At 72.3% G+C, this 20,089-nt stretch carries 16 protein-coding genes; 7 read left to right on the top strand and 9 right to left on the bottom strand.

Annotation, left to right across the window (positions count from 1 at the left end; genetic code table 11):
- Positions 1-711 precede the first annotated feature (711 nt).
- The 3 genes from ACWFQ8_RS31805 to ACWFQ8_RS31795 all read right to left on the bottom strand — a co-directional run bounded on the left by ACWFQ8_RS31805 (position 712) and on the right by ACWFQ8_RS31795 (position 9,168).
- On the bottom strand, positions 712-1,281 hold the full coding sequence (locus tag ACWFQ8_RS31805; RefSeq protein ID WP_453789752.1) for a hypothetical protein: 570 nt from the start codon (positions 1,279-1,281) through the stop codon (positions 712-714).
- 225 nt (positions 1,282-1,506) lie between these two features.
- A complete protein-coding gene (locus tag ACWFQ8_RS31800; RefSeq protein ID WP_453789753.1) occupies positions 1,507-7,650 on the bottom strand; it encodes a DNRLRE domain-containing protein in 6,144 nt (2,047 codons plus the stop codon).
- Between the two features lie 564 nt (positions 7,651-8,214).
- The gene (locus tag ACWFQ8_RS31795) at positions 8,215-9,168 is read right to left on the bottom strand and encodes a helix-turn-helix domain-containing protein (RefSeq protein WP_453789751.1); all 954 of its coding nucleotides are present in this window, start codon (positions 9,166-9,168) and stop codon (positions 8,215-8,217) included.
- Positions 9,169-9,272: 104 nt separating this feature from the next.
- On the opposite strand from ACWFQ8_RS31795, the gene ACWFQ8_RS31790 reads away from it, so the two are divergent.
- Positions 9,273-10,304 (top strand): saccharopine dehydrogenase family protein, encoded by a 1,032-nt coding sequence (locus ACWFQ8_RS31790; protein ID WP_453789750.1) that lies wholly within the window; start codon positions 9,273-9,275, stop codon positions 10,302-10,304.
- A 378-nt stretch (positions 10,305-10,682) separates the two neighbouring features.
- Here ACWFQ8_RS31790 and ACWFQ8_RS31785 read toward each other — a convergent pair whose 3' ends face one another.
- Positions 10,683-11,153 (bottom strand): Dps family protein, encoded by a 471-nt coding sequence (locus tag ACWFQ8_RS31785; protein WP_453789749.1) that lies wholly within the window; start codon positions 11,151-11,153, stop codon positions 10,683-10,685.
- A gap of 316 nt (positions 11,154-11,469) precedes the next feature.
- Between ACWFQ8_RS31785 and ACWFQ8_RS31780 the strand changes: the two genes are divergently transcribed.
- The 3 genes from ACWFQ8_RS31780 (at position 11,470) to ACWFQ8_RS31770 (ending at position 13,326) form a co-directional block, all read left to right on the top strand.
- A complete protein-coding gene (locus tag ACWFQ8_RS31780) occupies positions 11,470-11,979 on the top strand; it encodes a DUF5709 domain-containing protein (RefSeq protein WP_453789748.1) in 510 nt (169 codons plus the stop codon).
- A 137-nt stretch (positions 11,980-12,116) separates the two neighbouring features.
- The gene (locus ACWFQ8_RS31775; protein WP_453789747.1) at positions 12,117-12,965 is read left to right on the top strand and encodes an aldo/keto reductase; all 849 of its coding nucleotides are present in this window, start codon (positions 12,117-12,119) and stop codon (positions 12,963-12,965) included.
- Between the two features lie 118 nt (positions 12,966-13,083).
- Complete coding sequence (locus ACWFQ8_RS31770) at positions 13,084-13,326, top strand: DUF6213 family protein (protein WP_453789746.1); 243 nt, start codon at positions 13,084-13,086, stop codon at positions 13,324-13,326.
- Positions 13,327-13,366: 40 nt separating this feature from the next.
- Here ACWFQ8_RS31770 and ACWFQ8_RS31765 read toward each other — a convergent pair whose 3' ends face one another.
- Complete coding sequence (locus tag ACWFQ8_RS31765; RefSeq protein ID WP_453789745.1) at positions 13,367-13,951, bottom strand: SixA phosphatase family protein; 585 nt, start codon at positions 13,949-13,951, stop codon at positions 13,367-13,369.
- 138 nt (positions 13,952-14,089) lie between these two features.
- A complete protein-coding gene (locus ACWFQ8_RS31760) occupies positions 14,090-15,349 on the bottom strand; it encodes an FAD-dependent oxidoreductase (protein ID WP_453789744.1) in 1,260 nt (419 codons plus the stop codon).
- A gap of 188 nt (positions 15,350-15,537) precedes the next feature.
- Here ACWFQ8_RS31760 and ACWFQ8_RS31755 point away from each other — a divergent pair, with 188 nt between their 5' ends.
- The 3 genes from ACWFQ8_RS31755 to ACWFQ8_RS31745 all read left to right on the top strand — a co-directional run bounded on the left by ACWFQ8_RS31755 (position 15,538) and on the right by ACWFQ8_RS31745 (position 16,638).
- Positions 15,538-15,804 (top strand): DUF4235 domain-containing protein, encoded by a 267-nt coding sequence (locus ACWFQ8_RS31755; protein WP_453789743.1) that lies wholly within the window; start codon positions 15,538-15,540, stop codon positions 15,802-15,804.
- A gap of 39 nt (positions 15,805-15,843) precedes the next feature.
- Positions 15,844-16,230, top strand: a complete 387-nt coding sequence (locus ACWFQ8_RS31750) for a VOC family protein (RefSeq protein ID WP_453789742.1) — start codon at positions 15,844-15,846, stop codon at positions 16,228-16,230.
- Positions 16,231-16,398: 168 nt separating this feature from the next.
- Positions 16,399-16,638: a hypothetical protein gene (locus ACWFQ8_RS31745; protein ID WP_453789741.1), complete on the top strand. Its 240-nt coding sequence runs from the start codon at positions 16,399-16,401 to the stop codon at positions 16,636-16,638.
- Positions 16,639-16,674: 36 nt separating this feature from the next.
- Here ACWFQ8_RS31745 and ACWFQ8_RS31740 read toward each other — a convergent pair whose 3' ends face one another.
- The 3 genes from ACWFQ8_RS31740 to ACWFQ8_RS31730 form a co-directional block, all read right to left on the bottom strand.
- Positions 16,675-17,250, bottom strand: coding sequence for a hypothetical protein (locus tag ACWFQ8_RS31740; RefSeq protein WP_453789740.1), 576 nt, complete (start codon positions 17,248-17,250; stop codon positions 16,675-16,677).
- A gap of 68 nt (positions 17,251-17,318) precedes the next feature.
- Positions 17,319-18,365 carry an amidohydrolase family protein gene (locus ACWFQ8_RS31735; RefSeq protein WP_453789739.1) on the bottom strand — a complete coding sequence of 349 codons (1,047 nt, stop codon included), beginning with the start codon at positions 18,363-18,365 and terminating at the stop codon, positions 17,319-17,321.
- A gap of 83 nt (positions 18,366-18,448) precedes the next feature.
- Positions 18,449-19,774 carry a cytochrome P450 family protein gene (locus ACWFQ8_RS31730; protein ID WP_453789738.1) on the bottom strand — a complete coding sequence of 442 codons (1,326 nt, stop codon included), beginning with the start codon at positions 19,772-19,774 and terminating at the stop codon, positions 18,449-18,451.
- Positions 19,775-20,089 lie beyond the last annotated feature (315 nt).

Raw genomic sequence — 20,089 nt, 5'->3', positions numbered from 1 at the left:
AAACCAGCCACCACCCCCCACCCACCACCCACCCAAAACCCCCACCCCCCACCAAACCACCCCACCCACCCCCCACGTGAACCACATCACACCCCCACCCCCCACCACCCAACCCACGGGACGACAGAGGCTCCAGAGGCTGTGGAGTCCCATGAGGTGCGCCCGGACTCGCATCGGCCACTCCCTCCCGGCGCCGCTCCGCCACCGCCCCGACAAATCAAGACCCCCGTTCCGCCGGGCGGCGGGCAGGGAGAGACGTACGGCTTTGTGGCCCGATCCTGGATTGACGCGGCCGTGACATGTCAGAGAAAGCCTTCGGCCGTGCGGAAGCAGCCTGTTGCGGGGTGCGGGGACGTTCCGGCCGACGCGACGTCAGTGGGCGGGCGTCGACAACCGGCCCGAGGGCCCCTCCGGGCGACAGCCACGAGCGGGCTGGATACGCCGACCTGCCATGAGCATGCGCAAGGGACCGCAGTGAGTCAGTATGTCGACCTCGGCGACGAGACCCTGCGGAAGCCGTCCAACGGGGCTTCCCCGTCGTTCCAGAATGTCCGCACCGCCGGAGGGCGGGGTACGAGGCGCCGGAGTGCGCCACGGAGCATGGCAGTTGGAGCGGCGCAGGCCCCGCGGGTCGGGCGCAGCCCGCGCACGTGGTGAGGGTCGAGGGCGGGCCGTCTCGCGGTCCTGCCGCGAGACGGGGGATGTGCAGGCTCAGGCCAGGACGGTCCGGCGGGCTTCGATGAACCGCGTGTACGCCGGGTACCAATCCTGGCCGGCGGCGCGGGAGATGACCTCGTCGGAGTGGCGGCGGCGGCCACGGGCACGGTAGAGGTCCAGGGCGAACCAGAGGCACGCCAGGGGCAGTGCCGTACGCAGCCAGCTCATCGGGATCAGGAGCGCGGCCAGGACCATGACGACCGAGACGACGAGGATCACCCCACCGATCATTCGGGCGGCCAGGTGCTGCGCCGCTGCCTCGTCGGCCGGGGTGGAGTCGCGGTCGGCCGCCGACTCCTCGGCGTCGTCGAGGTCGTAGACCGTGATCGCCGCGGCGAGGGGGCGGATCCGGAGCATCATGTGCAGGCCGGGGACGAAGATGCCGGTCACGGCGACGGCGGTGGCCGCGGTCTCGTTCGGCAGCCAGACGCCCGCGGCGCACACCAGGCTGAGGACGAAGTACGCCCAGGGCGGCATGATGCCGAGCAGGGCGCGGGTGCGCTCGGCTTCCATCAGTTCCGTCAACGTCTCCCGGTCCGGGAGGCTGCCGTCGCTGTTGATCATTGTGGTCCTTCGGTGGCGAAGTGGCGGTGTCGGGGTACGAGGCCGAGGTACGACCTCGCGGTACGAGGCGAGGTACGACGTCGCGGTACGAGGCCGAGGTACGACCTCGCGGTCGAGATGGGCCGGTGCCCGCGCGGACCCCGGAGGGTTCGCGCGGGCACCGGATTCGTCGAACTGTTCAGTGAGTTGCCGAAGAGCCTAGACCGTCAGCGGCCCGTGCTCCTTCTACCACCAGCCGTTCGACGCCTCGATCGACAGCTTCGGGTAGTACCAGCTCATGCCCCACTTCTTGGTCTTCCAGACGCCGAAGCGGATCATCACTCCGGAACCGCGCCGCGTGGCCGCGTACTGGATCTTCCAGCCGAAGTAGCTGGCGCCGTAGCCGAGGACGTAGAGCGCCGCGCTCAGCGCCTTGCTCGCCGCCGTCGGGATGCGACCGACCCACTTGGCGAGGGTCTTCGCGATGTTGCCGCCCTTCTTGAGGGCCTTGGCCAGTGCCTTCGCCTGGCGGTCCGCCAGGTAGTAGGACCAGACCTTGCTCCAGCCGCGGCCGTCCAGGTCGACCATGTTGACCGGGTCGGCCGGGTAGCCGTAGTAGTTCGGCGATCCCGCAGGAACGGGGTCGACGGACAGGAAGCGGCCGGTGGCCGGGTTGTACAGGCGGACGCCCATCAGCAGGGTGCCGGCGAGCGCCTCGCTGGAGCGCTGCTGCGCGCCCAGCCAGTTGTAGCGGGTGGCCGGCTGGCCGGCCCGTGCGTTGCCGCACTCGTCGTTGTCCAGCACCTGCGGGGCATCGGCCGGGTCCAGCGGCAGCTGGAGGGCGACGTCGCCGTGGATGTTGGTCAGCTGGAGGACGGTGCCGCCCTGGCTGCCGGTGGTGGCGGAGAGCAGGCCCGCGGCCGACTCGACGTTGCGGGTGAGCTCGCCGGTGGTGGCGTTCTCGACGATCCAGCGCGGGTTGTCGCTCTGGCCGTCGTAGTGGTTGCGCTTGGCCTGCTCCTGCGACCACACGCCGTCGGCCTGGGACTCCACGGTCCAGGTACGGAAGCGGTGCGCGGCGTCCAGCGTCCAGGTCTGGCGCTGGTTGCCGGCCGTCATCTGCTGCACCAGGTCGTTGGCGTAGTAGTTGACGGTGCTGCCGGGCTGGGAGGTGGTGCGGCCGAACGCGTCGTAGGCGTAGCCCGACTCGATCTGCCGGTCACCCGTGTCGTAGGCGTAGGTGCGGGTGGTGCCGCCCGTGGTGGGGCAGTCGGCGCCGGCGGCGCCTTCCGCCGTGGTCAGGCCGGTGCGGTTGCTGCGCTTGTCGAAGGTGTAGGAGCGGGTCGTGCAGGTGTCGCCGACGCTGTCGTTCACCTTGGTGAGGCGCCCGGCACGGTCGTAGGTGTACTCCTGGGCGGACCAACCCGCGTGGTTGACGGCCTGCTTGTGGGCCGAGGGGCTCACGGTGTCGGTGTACACGAGCTGGCCGTCGCTGTCGCGCGTGTAGGTACGCGCGACCGCTGAACCGGTGGAGTCCTCGCGCTCGGTGAGCGTGTAGCCGCCGGGGAGCTTCTCGGCGGCCACCCCGCCGTCCACGTCGTAGGTCGCCGAGAACGTACCGGCCACCGAGTCGGTGGTGCTGGTGACGAGGCCTCGGGGTTCGGCGTTGTGGTCGTAGGTGTAGGTGACCGTCGACGGCGAGGAGTCGGTGATCTTGACCGGACGGTTCAGCAGGTCGTACTCGGTCTTGGTGACGCCGCCGTCGGCGTCGGTGTAGGAGATGAGGCGGCCGAGCTTGTCGTACTGCTCGCTGATGGTGCCGCCGGTCGGGGAGGTCGTCTTCACGACGTCGCCGGTGTGCGGGTCGTACTCGAAGTTCCGGTCCGGGACCGCGGTGCCCACGCCGCCCGTGGTCTTCACGGAGGTCGGGCGCCCGGCGTTGTCGAACTCGGTGACGGTGGTGCGGGTGACGCCGTTCGCGGTCTCGATGACCTTGGACTGCTCGCCCCACCAGTTGTACTCGACGACGGCACCGGGCAGTTCGGCCGGGTTGCCGGCGCCGCCGGTCGTGGCGGCCGCGGGGCCGCTGGAGCACGGCAGGTCCGCCCACTCGGGACGGCCTGCGCAGGTGCCGGTGCCGGTCGCGGACCAGTAGCGGGTCGCGAACGCGGCGGCGTCCTCACCGGTGGATCCGGGGCGCAGGGACTTCACGGCCCGGCCCTGGGCGTCGTACTGGGTCGTGCTGGTGATGGCCAGACCGGCCGGGTCCTGGATGGTCTGGGTGGGCAGGCCCTTGACCCAGTCGTACACCGTCTGGGTGACGCGGGGTTCGGCGTGCAGGGTCGGGTGCACCAGCAGCTGGGCGCCCGTGGTGGTGCGGGTGATCTGGTCCTCGACGGTGGCCGTGCCGTTGATGGGACGGGCCGCGTCGAACTCGTTCACCGTCCAGCCGCGCGCGACGACCGAGGAGCCGGCGGGTGCGACCGTGGTGCTGCCGGACTTGAGGTCTTCCGTCAGCGAGATCCGGTGCAGCGGCCCGAGCTCCTGGAGCTCGCGGGTGCCGGTCGGGTTGTACTGCGAACGGGTGGAGAGCAGTTCGGCGCGGTCCGCGGTGGACAGGCCGTTGATGCCGAGGTCGGCCAGGGCAGCCTTGTCGGCGTCGGTGATGCCGAGCGCGAGCGCGCGGTTGGCCTCGGTGAGGTCGCGCACCGTGTTGCCGTGGTGGTCGTACTCGGTGGCCGAGATGTGGCCGCCCGGCTGGGCGGTGTTGACCTCGCGGCCGGAGGCGTTGACGTAGGTGATGGTGGCACGGCGGTAGTCGCCGGCCGCGAGGCCGGAGCCGGAGTGGCCGGACGGGACCGCGTCCGCCGGGAAGATGGCGGTGGCGTCGGTCGGGGTGTCGGTCTGCCCCCAGGCCTTCACGTCCGCGGCGCCCATCTTGTACGGAGCCTTGGTCCCGGTGAGGGGGACGTCGTAGACGATGCTGGTGGCGGCGGTGCCTTCCTCGACATCGGCGGTGCCCTGCTTCAGCCCCTTGCGCGAGGCCTTGAGCAGCATGCCCTCACCGGCGGTCGCGGCGTTGCCGGCCCTGCCGTAGGTGAGGTCCCAGGGGATCTCCGACTGGGCGTGGTACCAGGTGATCCGGCCCGCGGCGTCGTAGGAGTACTGGGTCTGCATGCCCTGGTTCAGGTTGGGGTTCCAGGCCTGGCGCAGCCGACCGGACGCGTCGTAGCGGTAGGTGGCGACGGCCTGGGAGGTCGCCGAGGCGGCGCCGCCCCAGGTGGACCACAGGCGGATCTCCTTGACCTGGCCGGAGAAGTCGCCGAACTCGGCGGCCGTGGAGTGGCCGGTGGCGGTGGTGGTGTCCGCGTACACGAACTCCAGCGAGCGGCAGCCCTTGGTGGCCGGGGTGGCCGCGCAGGTGGCGGCCGTGGCGGCGGACGTGGGCGCGATGATCCGCTTGGGGCGGGCCAGCTGCTTGCCGTCGACGGCCACGGACTCGGAGACCACCGTGGTGGTGGAGTGTTCCAGGCCGCTCTTGGTGGCGCTGGTCAGCGGCCAGCTCAGGCCGGCCGCGTCGGCCTTGGCGAAGGTGAGGGTGGCGCCGTCGTTCTCCTTCAGGGTGAAGGAGCCGGCCAGGGAGCCGGTCAGGGCCAGGTGCTCGGCGCCCGGCTCGGACTTCCAACCGCCGCCCGTGGTGGCGGTGAAGGCGGTCTCTTCGCCGGTGTTGTCGACGACCGAGACCGAGGTCGCGGAGGTCTTCTTCAGGTAGGACCAGCTGCTGTCGGTCAGTTCCGCGACCGTGCCGGAGGTCCACTCCTTGCCGAAGATCGGCGCCTGGCCGTCCTGCGGCGCGCCGGCGCCGGGGCGGCGCGAGGAGGCGGTGCGGGTGACCGACATGTCGAAGGCGTTGGCGTCGGTCTCGGTGAGCGCGAAGTCACCGGTCAGCTCGTTGAGCGTGCCGGGTCCGAGCGCGGTGTTGGGCGCGGTGCCCGCGTTGCGGTCCACGGTGACCGTGTGGTGCGGGGAGTAGCTGTATCCCGAGCCGGTGGTGAAGCCGGCCCGCACGTCGATCGCGCCGTCGGTGGCGAAGGTGTCGGTGATGTCCCAGCTCAGGGCGATCGGCTGCCCCTGCGGGGCGGAGGCCGGCCAGCCGGCGAGGACGGAGCCGTCCGCGGTCTTGCGGACGTTGGCGGCGGGGACGTCCTTCCAGGTGTCCGTCTCACCGCGGCGGTACTGGTAGACGACGCCGTTGTGGACGTCCTTGCCCTGCGCGGACAGGGCCACGCGGCGGGCCGGGCGCTCGCCCTCGGCGGGCGTCAGGAGCGCGGAACCGCCGCCGGCGGAGAAGGTGTGGGCGGACTCCGCGGAGGTGTTGCCGGCCGCGTCGCGGGCCTTGGCCCTCAGGGTGTGCTCGCCCGCGCCGAAGGTCAGCGCGCGGGTGACGGCCGTGGTGGTGGCCACGGTGGTCCAGGTGCCGCCGTCCAGCGAGTACTGGATCTCCTTCACGTCCGCCGCGGGCGGCGTGAAGGTGAAGTTGCCGGTGAAGTCGCCGTTCGCGTCCGGGGTGCCGGACCACTGGCCCGCCGGGAAGTCGGTCGAGGAGATGCTGGCGACCGCCGGGGCGGCGGTGTCCACCGTGAAGGTCTGCCAGGCCGACCAGGCGCCGTTCCAGGCGGATCCGTCGTAGACGCCGGCTCGCCACTTGTACTGGCCGGGGGCCAGCGCGGTGGTCGGGGTCCACGGGGCGTTGCCGCCGGAAGCGGTGAACGCGGACTTGCCCGTCTGGAGGGCCGCGGTGCCGCTCGGCGTCCAGATCTCGTAGCTGAGCTGGACGGTGTTGCCGTCCGGGTCGGTGGCCTTGCCCGTGAGGGTCGGCGTGGTGTCGTTCGTCGCGACGCCGGTCAGCGGGGCGACGGGGGTGGCCGCGCCGGGCTTGGTGTTGTAGGTCACCGAGAGGTACGGGGTGTTGGACGCCGCGTTGCCGGAGTTGAACTTCTTCCAGCCGTACGGGTCCGTCTCGTCCGTGGCCCGGATGCCGAGGGTGTTGCTGCCGTTGCCGTTGGCGGCCCAGGCGGCGGCCAGGGACGTGATGTTCTGGCTGGTCCAACCGTCGTTGCAGGAGCTGGAGTAGCCCTTCGTGGAGGTGCTGGAGGCCCACTTCTTGTTCCAGCCGGGCTGCGCGGTCCAGCGCGTGGCGGTGGAGGCGGAGCCGGTGTCCCAGACCTCCCAGCTCTTGGCCGTGCAGGACCAGGAGTGGAAGTTCCACAGGTTGAGCTTGGCGTCCAGGATCTGCCGGCCCGTCATCTTCGCCATGGGGAAGGTGAGGAAGGAGCGGGCGATCTGGCTGGAGCCGTTGTTGCCGAGCTTCAACTCGGTCTGCGCGGAGACGTCGACCGCGTAGCCCTGCTGGACGAAGGTGTCGAAGCCGACGCCGATGCTCACCGCGGGGTCGATGGTGACCGGGAAGGCGGTCTTCGGGTTGGCCAGGAAGGCCGCGTCCGGAGTGAGCGTCAGGTCGATCTGGTCGCCCTGCTGGGTGACCTTGAGGCCTACGTCGGCGATGTTCTTGTGGTCGCCGGACTTCGGGTCGACCTGTGCGTCCCACATGACGGGGGCGGGCAGCTCGCCGACCTGGTTGCCCTTGTCGTCGAGGAAGGTGACCGACCGGTCGGCATGGGCGTGTGCCTTGACGCCCTTGGCGTTCAGCGTGAGGGTGACGGAACCGTTCGCGGCGATCGCGCTGCGGTCCTTGAGTTCGAGGAACTGCTCGAAGCCGGTACGGGTGGACTCGATGATCAGGTCGGTCCGGGTCAGCGCGTCGACGTAGCGTGCGCGGTTGCCCTCGATGGCGGGCTCGGGCAGGATGCCGCGCCAGCCGACGGTGAGGTCCTTGGCCTTCCCGTTCAGCGACACGAGCGGGACCGAAGGGGTCTTGACCTCGCCCGCGGCGCCTCCCGAGGCCCGCACCTTGGCGGCCGCGGCCTCGGGCGTACGGCCCGCGAGCTTGAGGCCCAGCGGGTGCGCCTGGGCGCGGGCTCCGCCGTCGCCGGTCTTGACGAGGCTGACGTCGACGGGCTTCCAGGCACCGGCCTGGTCGCGGAAGCGGACCGGCCCGCTCGCGGACTCGACGGTGGTGGTGCCTTCGGGGTTGGCGTAGGTGGAGGAGTCTTCGGTGCGCTCGGACAGTGCCTCCACGCGCTGGCCCGACAGCCTGGCCGCCACGTGCGCCGAGGGAAGGTCCTTGGCCTCCTTGGCGTACGGCTTGTCCTTCTGCTTCTGGGGAGTCGAGGGCGCCGACGGGACGGCGACCGCCTGACCGGTGGAGCTCACGACCAGCGCGGCTTCCAGGGCCAGGGCCGTGGCGAGGGCCACGGCTATGCGGGGCAGCACCTTGCTTCGGTGGGCTCTGACCCGGCCTCGCGTCGGGGACGTGCGGGCAGTGTCACGCCTCGCCCTGTCCCCCGTGATGCGGTTCATGTTGTCTGCCTTTCGGGCAGGCAAGATCACTCGTCTTGCCGCGAGCGCATCCTCACATCCGCCTCACAGGTAACTGTTGTGAATTGAACGGCTGTTGGCCGAAAGGCTCCGCTCGCACCCGTTACGGAGTGCGAAGCGGAAGCCGGAGCTCAGTCACGCGTGCGGGCTTTTGGGAGGAACCCGCTTTCGCGGAGGGTGATGGAGAACGTCGCTACGGGCGATGCCCTGGCCGGGTTCCATCAGCTGGCCGATCGAGATGCGATCGTTACCGTCCGGGGGGCCGCTCCCGCGTGTCGCGGTTGACCGGTCCGGCGGGACGGGAGCCCCGCCGCGCCACGGGCACGGCAGGGGGCCGCCGTCTTCGCGGGCACGGCCGGGGTCACCCGGCCGTACGGCGCGGCGGGTCGGACCGTTCTCTGCTTTCACCGGCCGGAACCGCATCGGGCCGGGCCCCGACGGTCCGGTGGCGGTTCGTCAGCGGGCACTGGAGCGGGCGGTGCGGAAGGTCCGGCGGTAGGTGTCCGGCGGCACGCCGATGGTGCGGTTGAAGTGCCGCCGCAGCGTCGTGGCGGTGCCCATGCCGGTGGCCGTCGCGATGGCGTCGACGCTCTCGCCGGTGGTCTCCAGCAGCTCCTGGGCGCGCCGGATCCGCTGGATCAGCAGCCATTGCAGCGGGGTGGTGCCGGTCGCCGACCTGAAGTGGCGGCCCAGGTTGCGCGAGCTCATGTTCGCCCGGCGGGCCAGGTCCTCGACGGTCAGTGCGCGGTCGAGCCGTTCGAGCACCCAGGGGAGCAGCGCGGCGAGCGGGTGGTCGTCCTGGGCGGGTACCGGGGCGGTGACGAACTGCGCCTGACCGCCGGCCCGGTGCGGGGGGACGACCAGGTTGCGGGCGACCGTGTTGGCGATCGCCGAGCCGTGGTCGAGGCGGACCAGGTGCAGGCACAGGTCCAACGAGGCGGCCTTGCCGGCGGAGGTGAGGACGCTGCCGTTGTCCACGTAGAGCACGTCCGGGTCGACCTCCACCCTGGGGTACCGGGCGGCCAGGGCGCGGGTGTGTGCCCAGTGGGTGGTGGCGCGCCGGCCGTCCAGCAGGCCGGCTGCCGCCAGGACGAAGGCACCCGTGCACAGGGAGGCCACCCGGGCGCCCGCCTCGTGGGCCGCGCGTACCGCGTCGACCAGGTCCGCGGGCGGGTCCACGTCGACATCGGCCCAGCCGGGGACGATCACCGTGTCCGCGTAAGGGAGTTGGTCGAGCCCGCAGTCGGGCTCCAGCCGGAACCGGCCCACGCGCACGGCGCGCGGCCCGCGGACGGACACGCGGTACCAGGGGTCGGGCACGCCGGAGGGCTCGCTGCCGAAGACCTCGGACGCCACGGACATCTCGAAGTGGAGCATGCCGTCGGTGACGGCGAGTGCGACCGTACTCATGTCCGAAAGTGTACGGGCGGCGTCGTTCCGGACACTCACGGCGGGTCGACCACGGCCGCCAGGATGGAGGCAGTTGAGGGTTCGCATGACGCGGGGAGCACGCAATGGGATCGGGTCGCACGGTGACGGTGTTCGGCGCCTACGGGCACACGGGGCGTTTCGTGGTGGCGGAGCTGCTGGAACGCGGGTACGTGCCGCTCCTGTCCGGCCGCGACGCGGGCAAGCTGGAGGCGCTCGCGGCGGAGGGTGCGGGGCTGGAGGTACGGCCGGCTCCGGTGGACGACCCGGCGGCGCTGGATCGCGCGCTGGCCGGCGCGGACGCGGTGATCAACTGCGCCGGGCCCTTCGCGACGACTTCCGGCCCGGTGGTCGAGGCGGCATTGCGCGCGGGGATCCCGTACGTGGACGTGGCGGCCGAGATCGAGGCCAATCTCGACACCTTCGCGCGGTTCGGGGAGCGCGCCCGCGAGACGGGCGCCGTGGTGATCCCCGCGATGGCCTTCTTCGGCGGGCTCGGCGACCTGCTGGTCACCGCGGCGATGGGTGAGTGGACGTCGGCCGACGAGGCGCACATCGCCTACGGGTTGAGCGGGTGGCACCCCACGGCGGGTACCCGCGCGGCGGGCGCGGTCTCGCGGCAGCGCCGGGACGGCCGGCGCGTCCGCTACAGCGGCGGGCGGCTGGAGTACCGCGACGACGCCGTGACGACGCTGGACTGGGCCTTCCCCGAACCGATGGGCGCCCGGGCCGTGATCGGGGACTTCACGACGACCGATGTCGTCACGGTGCCCAGCCACTTGGCCGTCCCCGAGGTGCGCACCTACATGACGGTCGAGGCGGCCGGGGACCTGGCGGCCCCGGACACTCCGGCGCCGACCGCCACCGATGCGCGCGGGCGGTCCGACCAGACGTTCGTCGTCGATGTCGTCGTACGTTGCGGCGGGGCGCGGCGGCGCGCCGTGGCGAGCGGGCGGGACATCTACGCCGTCAGTGCGCCGCTCGCGGTGGAGGCGGTCCACCGGGTCCTCACGGGAGCGACGCGGGCGGTCGGCGTCGTCTCCGCCGGCGCTGCCTTCGATGCGGCGGGCTTCCTCCGCGCCCTGTCCGCGCACCTGTCGCCGGAGCTGAGCCGGTAGGCGGCCGGGTCCGCGGCCCGCGTCCTGGGGCGTCCCGCCGCGCGCACGCCGCGCCGCCCGCCGCGCGCAGGTGGTCGAGCGGCGCGGCCCGGCGGGGCGCCGTCAGGAGCACCGTTCGGGCTGCGCCGCTCAACCAAGTTCTTTCTACAGGGAGTTGACGTAGCGCGCGAACGCGGCCCTGATTCTTGATCCCGCGCTGCCCTCGACGGCGCCGGTGCAGCCGGTGCAACCCCGTTCCGTTTCGGCCTCCGCCGCGGCGCGGTGACCGACCGTGTCGCTCCCGGCGGTTGCGCCGGGCTCGGCGCTACGCGCGGCCGGGCCGGGCCGGTCGCATGCGCGACCCGGGCCCGGCCCGCCCCGGTGGGCGACGTGCGACGCTCAGACGTTTTCGGCGGCGAACATCCAGTGGTGCTTTTCGAGGTCGCCGGTCAGGCCGATCAGGATGTCCTGGGTCACGGGGTCGGGGTCCCCCGTGGCGTGGATGCGCTCCCGCATGCGGCCGGTCACCGTGCTCAGGGCGTCGACCAGGACGCGTACGGCGTCCACGTCCTTGATCCAGCCCTCCGGCACTCCGTTGATCGCCCCGGACGACGCCACCGTCGCCGCTCGGCCGTCGGGGGTCACACCGAGGGCCGCGGCGCGCTCGGCGACCACGTCGGAGTGGATCCGCGCGGAGCTGACGACTTCGTCGAGCTGGAGGTGGACGGAGCGGAAGCGGGGGCCCACGACGTTCCAGTGCACCTGCTTGGCGACGAGCGCCAAGTCCACCAGGTCCACCAGAGCGCCCTGGAGGGCCTCACCGACCACCTTCAGATCGGCTTCCGGAAGGGCGTTCTTGACGACGGACACAGTGTCTCCATTCCACGGGTGTCAACTATTGATGTCGAAGATTCGGGATGAAACATCTCTTACCCACGAGATACGGAGGAAAACGGTTGGAGGTGGCGGTTGCCCCGGAGGGTCCGGTCATGCGAACCGGACGGCCAGGAGGCAGTAGCGGACGCCGCCGCGCCTGCCCCGTCGACCGGCCCGCACACATCGGGCCGGCCGGCTCCCCTCGTACGGCCGTGGCGGGGACCGTTCGCCGTTTGCCGACGCGTGGGCGGGAAAGGCGCCCATGAGAGCAGCGAAGGACTCAGAGGGTCCACGGCACGAGGAGCGCACCATGAGCGACGACACCCCGCTGGCGAACGACGTGTACCAGCCGGACGGCTCCCAGGGGCAAGGGGACGACGGATCGTCACTCGCTGCCGACCCGGACCTCCAGAACGCCCTCGACGGGCGCACCTACGACGACACGCTGGACGAGGGGTACTCGCCTCCCGAGAAGCCCCTGGGCGTGACCAAGCACGGCACCACGGCCGCCGAGCAGGCCGAGGGCGAGGGACTGGACGCGAGGCTTTCCCAGGAGCTTCCCGAGGTGGCCGCATGGGAAGGGGACGGGATCGGGGACGTGCCCGACGGCGAGGGGGAACCCGTCGACGTCGAGGCCGGCCTCGCCCGAGCCGGCCGCCTGGTGGCCCCGGACGAAGGGGCGCACCCCGACACGGTCAAGGAGCTCACCGCACAGGACCGCGGCATCGACGGCGGCGCCGCCAGCGCCGAGGAGGCGGCCATGCACGTCACCGAGGCGGAGCCCGAGGAGCTCCCGTTCGACGGCCCGGCCCCCGCGTGAGCGCCCGGTTCGCGCGAGCGCGCCGGACGCGGGAGGGTGGCGGAGGACGAACGCCCGGGTGATCGGCGGGGCGGGACCCGGACCCGGGCCTGGACCCGGTCCCGGCCCGGGTCCCGCTCCGCAGCGAAGGAGACCTGATGCAGAGCGTCACGCTGAACAACGGCGTCGAGATGCCCGTCCTCGGCTTCGGCGTCTACCAGATCCCGCCCGAGGAGACCGAGCGGGCCGTCACCGACGCCTTGGCCGCGGGCTACCGGCTGCTCGACACCGCCGCCGCCTACCGGAACGAGGAGGCTGTCGGGCGGGCCCTCGCCCGCAGCGGCATCCCCCGAGACGAGCTGTTCGTCACCACCAAGGTGTGGGTGCAGGACGCGGGCGAGAAGAACACGCGGCGGGCCTTCGAGACGTCGCTTCGCGCCCTGGGGCTGGACTACCTCGACCTGTACCTGATCCACCAGCCCTACGGCGACGTCTACGGCTCGTGGCGCGCCATGGAGGCACTGAACCGCGAGGGCCGCGTCAAGGCGATCGGCGTGTCCAATTTCTACCCGGACCGGCTCATCGACCTGGTGGACCACAACGAGGTCACGCCGGCGGTCAACCAGATCGAGACCCACCCCTTCTTCCAGCGCACCACCGACCAGGACCTGATGCGCGAGCGGGGCGTGCAGATCGAGTCGTGGGGGCCGTTCGCCGAAGGCAGGAACGACCTCTTCTCCCACCCGGTCCTCGCCGCGATCGGCGCGGAACACGGCAGGTCCGTGGCCCAGGTCGTGCTGCGCTGGCTCGTCCAGCGGCAAGTCGTCGTCATTCCGAAGTCGGTCCGCGCCGAGCGGATGGCGGAGAACGTCGACGTCTTCGACTTCGCGCTCACCGACGAGCAGATGACCCGCATCGCCGCCCTGGACACCGGGCGCTCGGTCTTCTTCGCCCACTGGGACCCCGCCGCCGTGAGTCAGCTCGGCAGGTCCCGCATCCACGACTGACGGGGCGCGGCACGGCCGCGGTGGCCGAGGCCCGACCGATTGGTTCGGCGGCGACGGGGTAGCCCCTCCAGGAAGGGGGCGCTCGTCGGGTCGCACCCCAGACGAGAGGGGCCGCTCCATGCATTCGTTTCCCATTCCGCTGATCCCCACGGAGGAAGGAGGCCTCCTCATCCCGGCGGAGCAGGTCACCGGGCTGCTGCGGAGCGTGGCCGCCGACTGGGCGTCCGCGGCCGAGGGCGACACCCCCGATGCCGATCCCCGGACCGTCCTGGCGATGACGGAGGCGCTCACCCAGTTGGCCGACCAGATCGACGCGGAGTGCATCGCCTGCGCGTCCCGGCCGGCGGGAGAGGCGTCCTGATCCCCGTCCGAGCCGCCGCTGCGGGCCCCGGCGCCTCCCGTCAGTGGGCCGGGGACCAGAAGGCCGCCAGCCGCCCCGCCCCGGCAACCAGTCCTTCCCACCCGTCCGGAAGGTCCACCAGCACGGCGCCCGAGGTCGGGAAGCCTGCCCTCAGCCGGTCCAGGAGGTCCGGCGGGCCGCTCCCGCACAGGGCCGAGGCCAGCTCGTGGATACCGGAGTTGTGGCCGACGAGCATGACCCGGCCGAGTCGGCGTCCCCGCTCCGCCAGGACGGTGACCAGGGCGTTGGGCGCCGCGTTGTAGAGCCTGTCGTCGTACACGACGGGGGGCGGCTCGGGCACGGACGGGGCGATCAGCTGCCAGGTCTGACGCGTCCTTCGGGACGGCGAGCACAGCACCAGGTGGGGCGCGAAACCCGACTCCGCCAGCCAGCGGCCCGTCTCGGGGGCGTCGGCGCGACCGCGATCGCTGAGGGCCCTCTCGAAGTCCTCGGCCGCGTCCTTCGGTACGGCCTTCGCGTGGCGTACCAGCAGCAGTCGAGCCCCGGCCGGGCCTTCGGAGGGCGAGGCGGTCACGTGCGGCGCGGCATCCGAGGACGCCGAGGAGGCTGAGGACACCGAGGCCATCGCGATCTCCTTACGCCGCCGGGACCGCTGCACGCTTTCCCGACTACCCGACTACCCGATTTCACGACTACAGCCATGGTGCGGGGGCTTCGGGCGGCGCGCACCCGCAGGCGCGGCCGCGGGGAGGGTTGTTCCCGGTCACGTCCGGTTCTCCGCCCCGGTGAGGTCCCGCAGGACCTCCCGCGCCGCCCGGGCGCCGGAGGCCAGGGCCCCCTGGACGGAACCCGTCGCCCGGTAGTCGCCGCACAGGTACAGGCCCGCGCCGATGCGCGTCCGCCGGCTCAGGGGCCACGGCGCGGGCATGGCGGGGAGGGCTCCGCGCACGGTGAGGGCGGCCACCGGCTCCCAGGCGCCCGCGTCGGTGCCGTACGCCTCGGACAGTGCGTCGAGCAGGGTCCGGCGCCGCGCCGGGGAGTCCTCGCCGAGGACCGACGTCGATACGAGCGAGCGGCCGTCCGCCGCGTACGTCGGCGCCACCTCGGTCAGGACGCAGGTGTTCAGGAACCTGCCCGCCGCGTCGAGCAGGAGCGTCGGCTCGGGCAGCGGGGAGCGCGGACACGCGTGGTGGTAGGTGGTCACGGTACGCGTGGGCGTGGGCGGGCGCCCGGGCAGCAGAGCGGCCGCGGCGGCCGGATCGGTGGCCACCACGACGGCGGCGGCCGGCCGCTCCGTCCCGTCGGCCAGCAGCACTCCCCCGTCCGCGAGGGCGCCGACCGCAGTGCCCAGCTCCAGGCAGCGGGCCGGAAGGTCGGCCGCGAGCCGGCGGGGCACGGCCCCGATGCCGGCGGCGGGCAGGGTCAGTGAGCCGCGCAGGAAGCTGCGCCAGATCAGGTGGAAGACCCTGCTGGAGGTCTCCAGCCCGTCTTCGAGGAAGACACCGGAGAGGAACGGGCGAAGGAACCCCTCCACCAGTTCGTCGGGCACTCTCCAGGAGCGGAGCGCGGACCGGGTGCTCGTGTCGGGCATCCGTCGCAGCACGGCGGCGGGCAGTAGCAGGTCCCGGGCCGTGAGCGCCGCGAAGGAGGCGGCTCCGGCCGGGGACACGTGGCCGTCGGTCAGCAGCCGCAGGGCGTCGGCGGGTCTGCGGGTGGGGTCGCCGAACCGGACGCGGCCCGCCGGGCCGTGGACCAGTGCGCCCGGGGTGAAGGGGCGCAGCCCGAGGGCGCGCAGCGGCAGGCGCCGTTTCAGCTGGGGGTAGGAGGTGTTGAGCACCTGGAAGCCCCGGTCCAGCCGGAAGCCGTCGCGCACGTCGGTGCGCATGCGGCCGCCGACCTCGTCGCCTGCTTCGAGGAGCGAGACCGGGACGCCGGCCGCGGCCAGGTCCGCGGCGCAGGCCAGTCCGGCCAGGCCGGCACCGACCACGAGCACCGGCGCCCGCCTCCCCCGCGTGACGTTCATGGGACTCCTTCAGCCGTCTTCTGTGCCCGCTCTTCGCCGACGCCCGGCCCGGCGGATGCACCGCGGAAGCGTCGCGGGGGATCCCGCCAAGGGTTTCCCGCGGGTTAGCGGCGGGCGTGATCGGGCAGGGGTGCGCATGAGAGGACCGACGGCCGGGGCGTGACCTGCCGCGCGGAGAAGAGGCACCCGTGAAGACTTCGAAGATCGTTTACAGGCCCGTGGGACTGGCTCTGGGTACCGCCGGTGGTGTAGTGGCCGGTGCGGCGTTCAAACAGGTGTGGAAACGGCTCGGCCATGACAGCGACGCGCCGAACGCCACCGACGAGGACCGCTCGTGGCGGGAGATCCTGATCGCCGCCGCGTTGCAGGGGGCGATCTTCGCCGTCGTCAAGGCGTGCATCGACCGCAGCGGCGCCGTGGCGACCAAGCGGCTCATCGGGACCTGGCCCGCCTGAATCCCCTCTGCCAGGTGCTTCGTGCGCGAGGCTGGGGGCATGGTTCACGTACTGGGCAGCAGGATTCTGCTGCGTCCCACGGATCCCGAGCGTTCCCGAGCGTTCTACGGCGACACCTTGGGACTCGCCGTCTACCGGGAGTTCGGTACCGGCCCCGAGCGCGGCACGGTCTACTTCCTCGGCGGCGGTTTCCTGGAGGTGTCGGGGCGCGCCGAGGCCCCGCCCGCCCCGGGACTGCGGCTGTGGCTCCAGGTCGCGGACGCCGGCGCGGCGTACGAGGAGCTGCGCGGCCGGGGCGCCGAGGTGCTGCGGCCCCCGCAGCGCGAACCCTGGGGCCTGATCGAGATGTGGATCGCCGACCCGGACGGGGTGCGGATCGCGGTCGTGGAGGTTCCGGAGGACCACCCGTTGCGCTTCCGCCCCTGATCCCGGCCCCGCGTTCGGCCGGGTGGCGGCACGGCCCGGCCGAACGCGTCAAACCGCGACGGTGCGGATTTCACCCGAGCGGTCCAACGCGGATGGCCGCTTCGGTCCCGCCGGGCTCTGATGGAGACGGGCCGGCTCCGGCCCACGTCGAGCACCGAGGGGTACGCGATGTACAGAATGTGCGCCGAGGCCACAGCGGGTCAGGGTGAACTCCTCTGGCACGTCCTCGCTCAGCTGCCGTCCCGCCACGCCTTGTGCGGGAAGCGCGCCGGTGACGGGGGCGCCGTCCTCACCGCGGTGTCGGAGGCCGCGGACCGCTACTGCCCGCCTTGCCTGGCAGCGCTCCGTACGGCCGTTGAGCACCGCGCCGACCTGGCCCGTCAACCCGTGGCCGCGCACCCGCGGTAGCCGTTCGCCGCCGGTCCCCCGCCCCCACCGGGGGGACTACGGCTGGGGGCGGGTCGTGCCGGGGAGGCAGGTCACCGCCGGGTTGAAGGTGGCGTACATGCCCGCGGGGTTCTTCTTCCAGAGCCACAGGTGGAGTGCGTAGTGCACCGGTTGACCGGGGAAGTTCCCGCGGTGGGGGCCGGTGAAGGGCCTGCCGAACAGCGTGGGCCGGTCGTCGTCCGTGGCCGGGTTCCGGTCGCGGTCGTAGACCAGCCACTGCACGCCGACGAGCCGCTTGCCGCCGCGCCCGTCGTCCTCGTAGTACAGGGCCGCGGGCTTCGCCGGGTCGACGGAATTGTCGTAGGCGTGGTTGAAATGGGGGTAGCCCAGCGCTCCCCTGCCCTCCGTCCGGTCGACCACGCAGTACTTGTCCGGTACGTATCCGGCCTCCACCCCGGCAACGTGCCGGTGGTACGGGGCCGTCGCCGCGTAGGTGGCGGCCCGGTCCGCGGCTGCCCGGCCCCGGTCCTCGGGTCCTGCGGCCACGGCGGCCGAGACGTGGGTCAGCACCGTGGCCGCCGCCAGGGCGAGCGAGACGGTGGTCCTGGCGGCGGGCGTCAGGGTTCGGGCCATGCGAATCTCCTTCGGGCGCGGTGGATGCTCCGGCCGCCCGCGGTCCGTGCCGCGGCCGGGCCGGTGGTTCAGACGGTGGCCAGGCGGGGAATGAGGCGCAGCGCGTTGTCGTGGTAGATCCCCTGGAGTTGCTCCGGGGTGAAGGCGGGGTCCGCGTCGAGCTCGGGCAGCGCGAGATCGAGGACGGTGTCGGCCGGGGCGGCGGGCCAGTCGGTGCCGAAGAGGATGCGTTCGGCGGGGACATGGGTCAGCAGGGTCGCCGCCGGAGCCATCGGGCCCGCCGTGTCGTAGTAGAAGCGTCGCAGGTGGTCCCGGACGGCCGCCGGTTCCAGGGGCGGGTCGCAGAATCGTCCGAGGGCCTGCATGCGCGTCGCGATGGAGGGCAGGAAGCCGCCGGCGTGCGGCAGGACCACCGAGATGTCCGGGAAGCGGTCCAGCGTCCTCTTGGCGATCATGTTCAACGCGGCGCGCGTGGTGTCCAGGAGGAAGTCGCACATGAAATTGGGGATGCCCGGGACCGTCGTCGTGCCCGGCGGGCAGCCCGGCAGGTTGTGGGGGTGCGTGTCCACGACGGCGCGGTGGTCGTTCAGCTCGTGGAACACGCGGTCGTACGCGGGGTCGCCGAGGTAGACGCCGCCGTAGTTGGCCGTCACGTTCACGCCGACGGCGCCGAGCTGCCCGAGCCCTCGGCGGATCGCCCATGAGGAGGCTTCGGGGTCGTCGAGGAAGAGCGGTACGTAGAAGGCGAACCGTCCGGGGTGGGAGGTCGCCGCCTCGATCATGGACTGAAGCGTGATGTTGACGGCTTCGCGCAGTTGGGCCGACGACCGGTACCGGGCCGGCAGCATCGGTTTCAGGACGGCCGTCGCCACTCCCGCGCGGTCCATGAAGCCGATCGCGGCCTCGGTGTCGAGCAGGGTCCACGGCGGGAGTTGCCCGCGCTCGATCAGCCCGTGGTGTTCCGCCCACTCCCGCCACGGGGGCGCGCAGTAGTGGTGGTGCATGTCGATCTTGGACTGGACGCCGTGGATCGCGGTGGGGCCCGGAGCTGCGGCGTCGTGTCCGACGGAGAGGACCGCGCCCGGGGCCCCGGTGGAGCGGCGCCGCTCGTCCACGTCCGGTGCCTGCGTTCGGAGAAGGCCCGGTCCAGAGGTACTCGAAGGGTCGGGCATCGCCGATCCACCACCTGTCCTGCTCGTTAGGTACGGGGGGTCGCGGAGACCGTCGCGGGTGTCCCGGTCATCTCCGGGTCGGGGCCGGGCGTCCGCGTCGGATCCAGGACGACGGGGAGCCGCTCAAGCCCCCGGAAGGCGGCCACCGGTCCCTTGAGCCAGGCCGCGGCGCTCTCGTGCGGCTCCACCAGTTCCATGTCGGGGAAGGCGAGCAGCAGGGAGGTGAGCGCGATCTCCAGTTCGAGCCGCGCCAGCGGGGCGCCCAGGCAGTAGTGGGTGCCGTGCCCGAAGCCGAGGTGTGTCCCCTGGAGTCCCGCGCGCGTGACGTCGAGGTCGTCCGGGGAGTCGAATTTCCGGGGGTCCCGGTTGGCGGAGGAGATGGCGATCTGGACGAGGGACCCCTTGGGAATCCGGGTGCCGCGGATCTCGACGTCCTGCGTGGCGTAGCGGAAGGTCGAGGTCTCGACCGAACCCTCGAAGCGGACGATCTCCTCGACCGCGCCCGGGATCAGGGACGGGTCCCGGCGCAGCTTCTCCAGTTGCCCGGGCCGCGTCAGGAGGTGGAGGACCGCGTTGCCGATCTGGAAGGCGGTGGTCTTGTGTCCCGCGAAGAAGATCACCCACAGGGAGGAGATCAGGTCCGTGTCGTCGAGGGCTTCCTCGGCGTGGACGAGGTCGCTGAGGAAGCAGTCGGAGGGGTGTGCGCGGGTGTGCGCGATCAGCTGCCCCAGCCGGTTCCGCAGCCATTCCTCGGCGACGCGCAGTTCCGCGCTCTTGGCGGGGTCGAACCTGGAGCGCGACACCACGGCGAACTGCCGCAGGATCTCCGGGCGTTCGGCCGTCGGGATGCCCATCAGTTCGCACAGGACCGCGATGGGCAGCGGGAACGCGAAGGAGGGCATCAGGTCGACCTCGTCGCTCCGCGCGCATTCCCGCAGGAGGTTCCCGGCGATCTCGGTGATGCGGGGTCTCATGGCCTCGACGCGCCGCGGGCTGAAGGCACCGCGCAGGGAGCGGCGGAGGCGGGTGTGCCGCGGCGGGTCGGAGAAGAGCACGTTGTCGTCGAGTGCGTCGAAGAAGCTCCCGTACACGGCGTGGTAGGTGTCGAGGGCGCCGCGCATGTCCTTGCTGAACCGCGGGTCGCAGAGCGCGTCGCGGGCGTCGTCGTAGCGGGTGATCAGGTACGTCTCGACGCCGTGCGGCGGTGTCAGCGGGCATACGGGCGCGTGCTCGCGCAGCGCCTCGTAGGCGGGGTGGGGGCATGCCCGGAAGGCGGGCGCACCGGCGGACACGGCCGACACGATGTCCTGGAGTGCCCCCGGGTCGTGCGGTGCCGCGTTGTTCCGTGTCATGTTCCACGCCCTTCGTGCCATTCGCGGTCAGCGCAGACACCGGTTCCCTGCGGGAGGGGAGGGCGAAACGGGCAGTGGTGCGTTCGGGTGAGCGGTCCCGGCTTCCCGAAGGCGATCACGACCCGGGTACGGCGCGGGGGGCGGGGGGGCGGGCAAAAAGGCCCGCCCCCCCCCCCGGGGGGCCCCGGGGCCCCCTGCCCCCCGGGGGCCCCGGGGCCCCCCGCCCCCCCGGCGGCGACCAGTTAGGGCCCCCGCGCCCGGCTACCCCGCAGACCCCTCCCTGCGGAGGATCCCAACAAGACCGATAAGAGCACA

Source organism: Streptomyces sp. NPDC055254, assembly GCF_053606025.1.
Note: the sequence above shows the minus strand (reverse complement) of the source record. Positions and strands in the feature narration are given on the sequence as shown.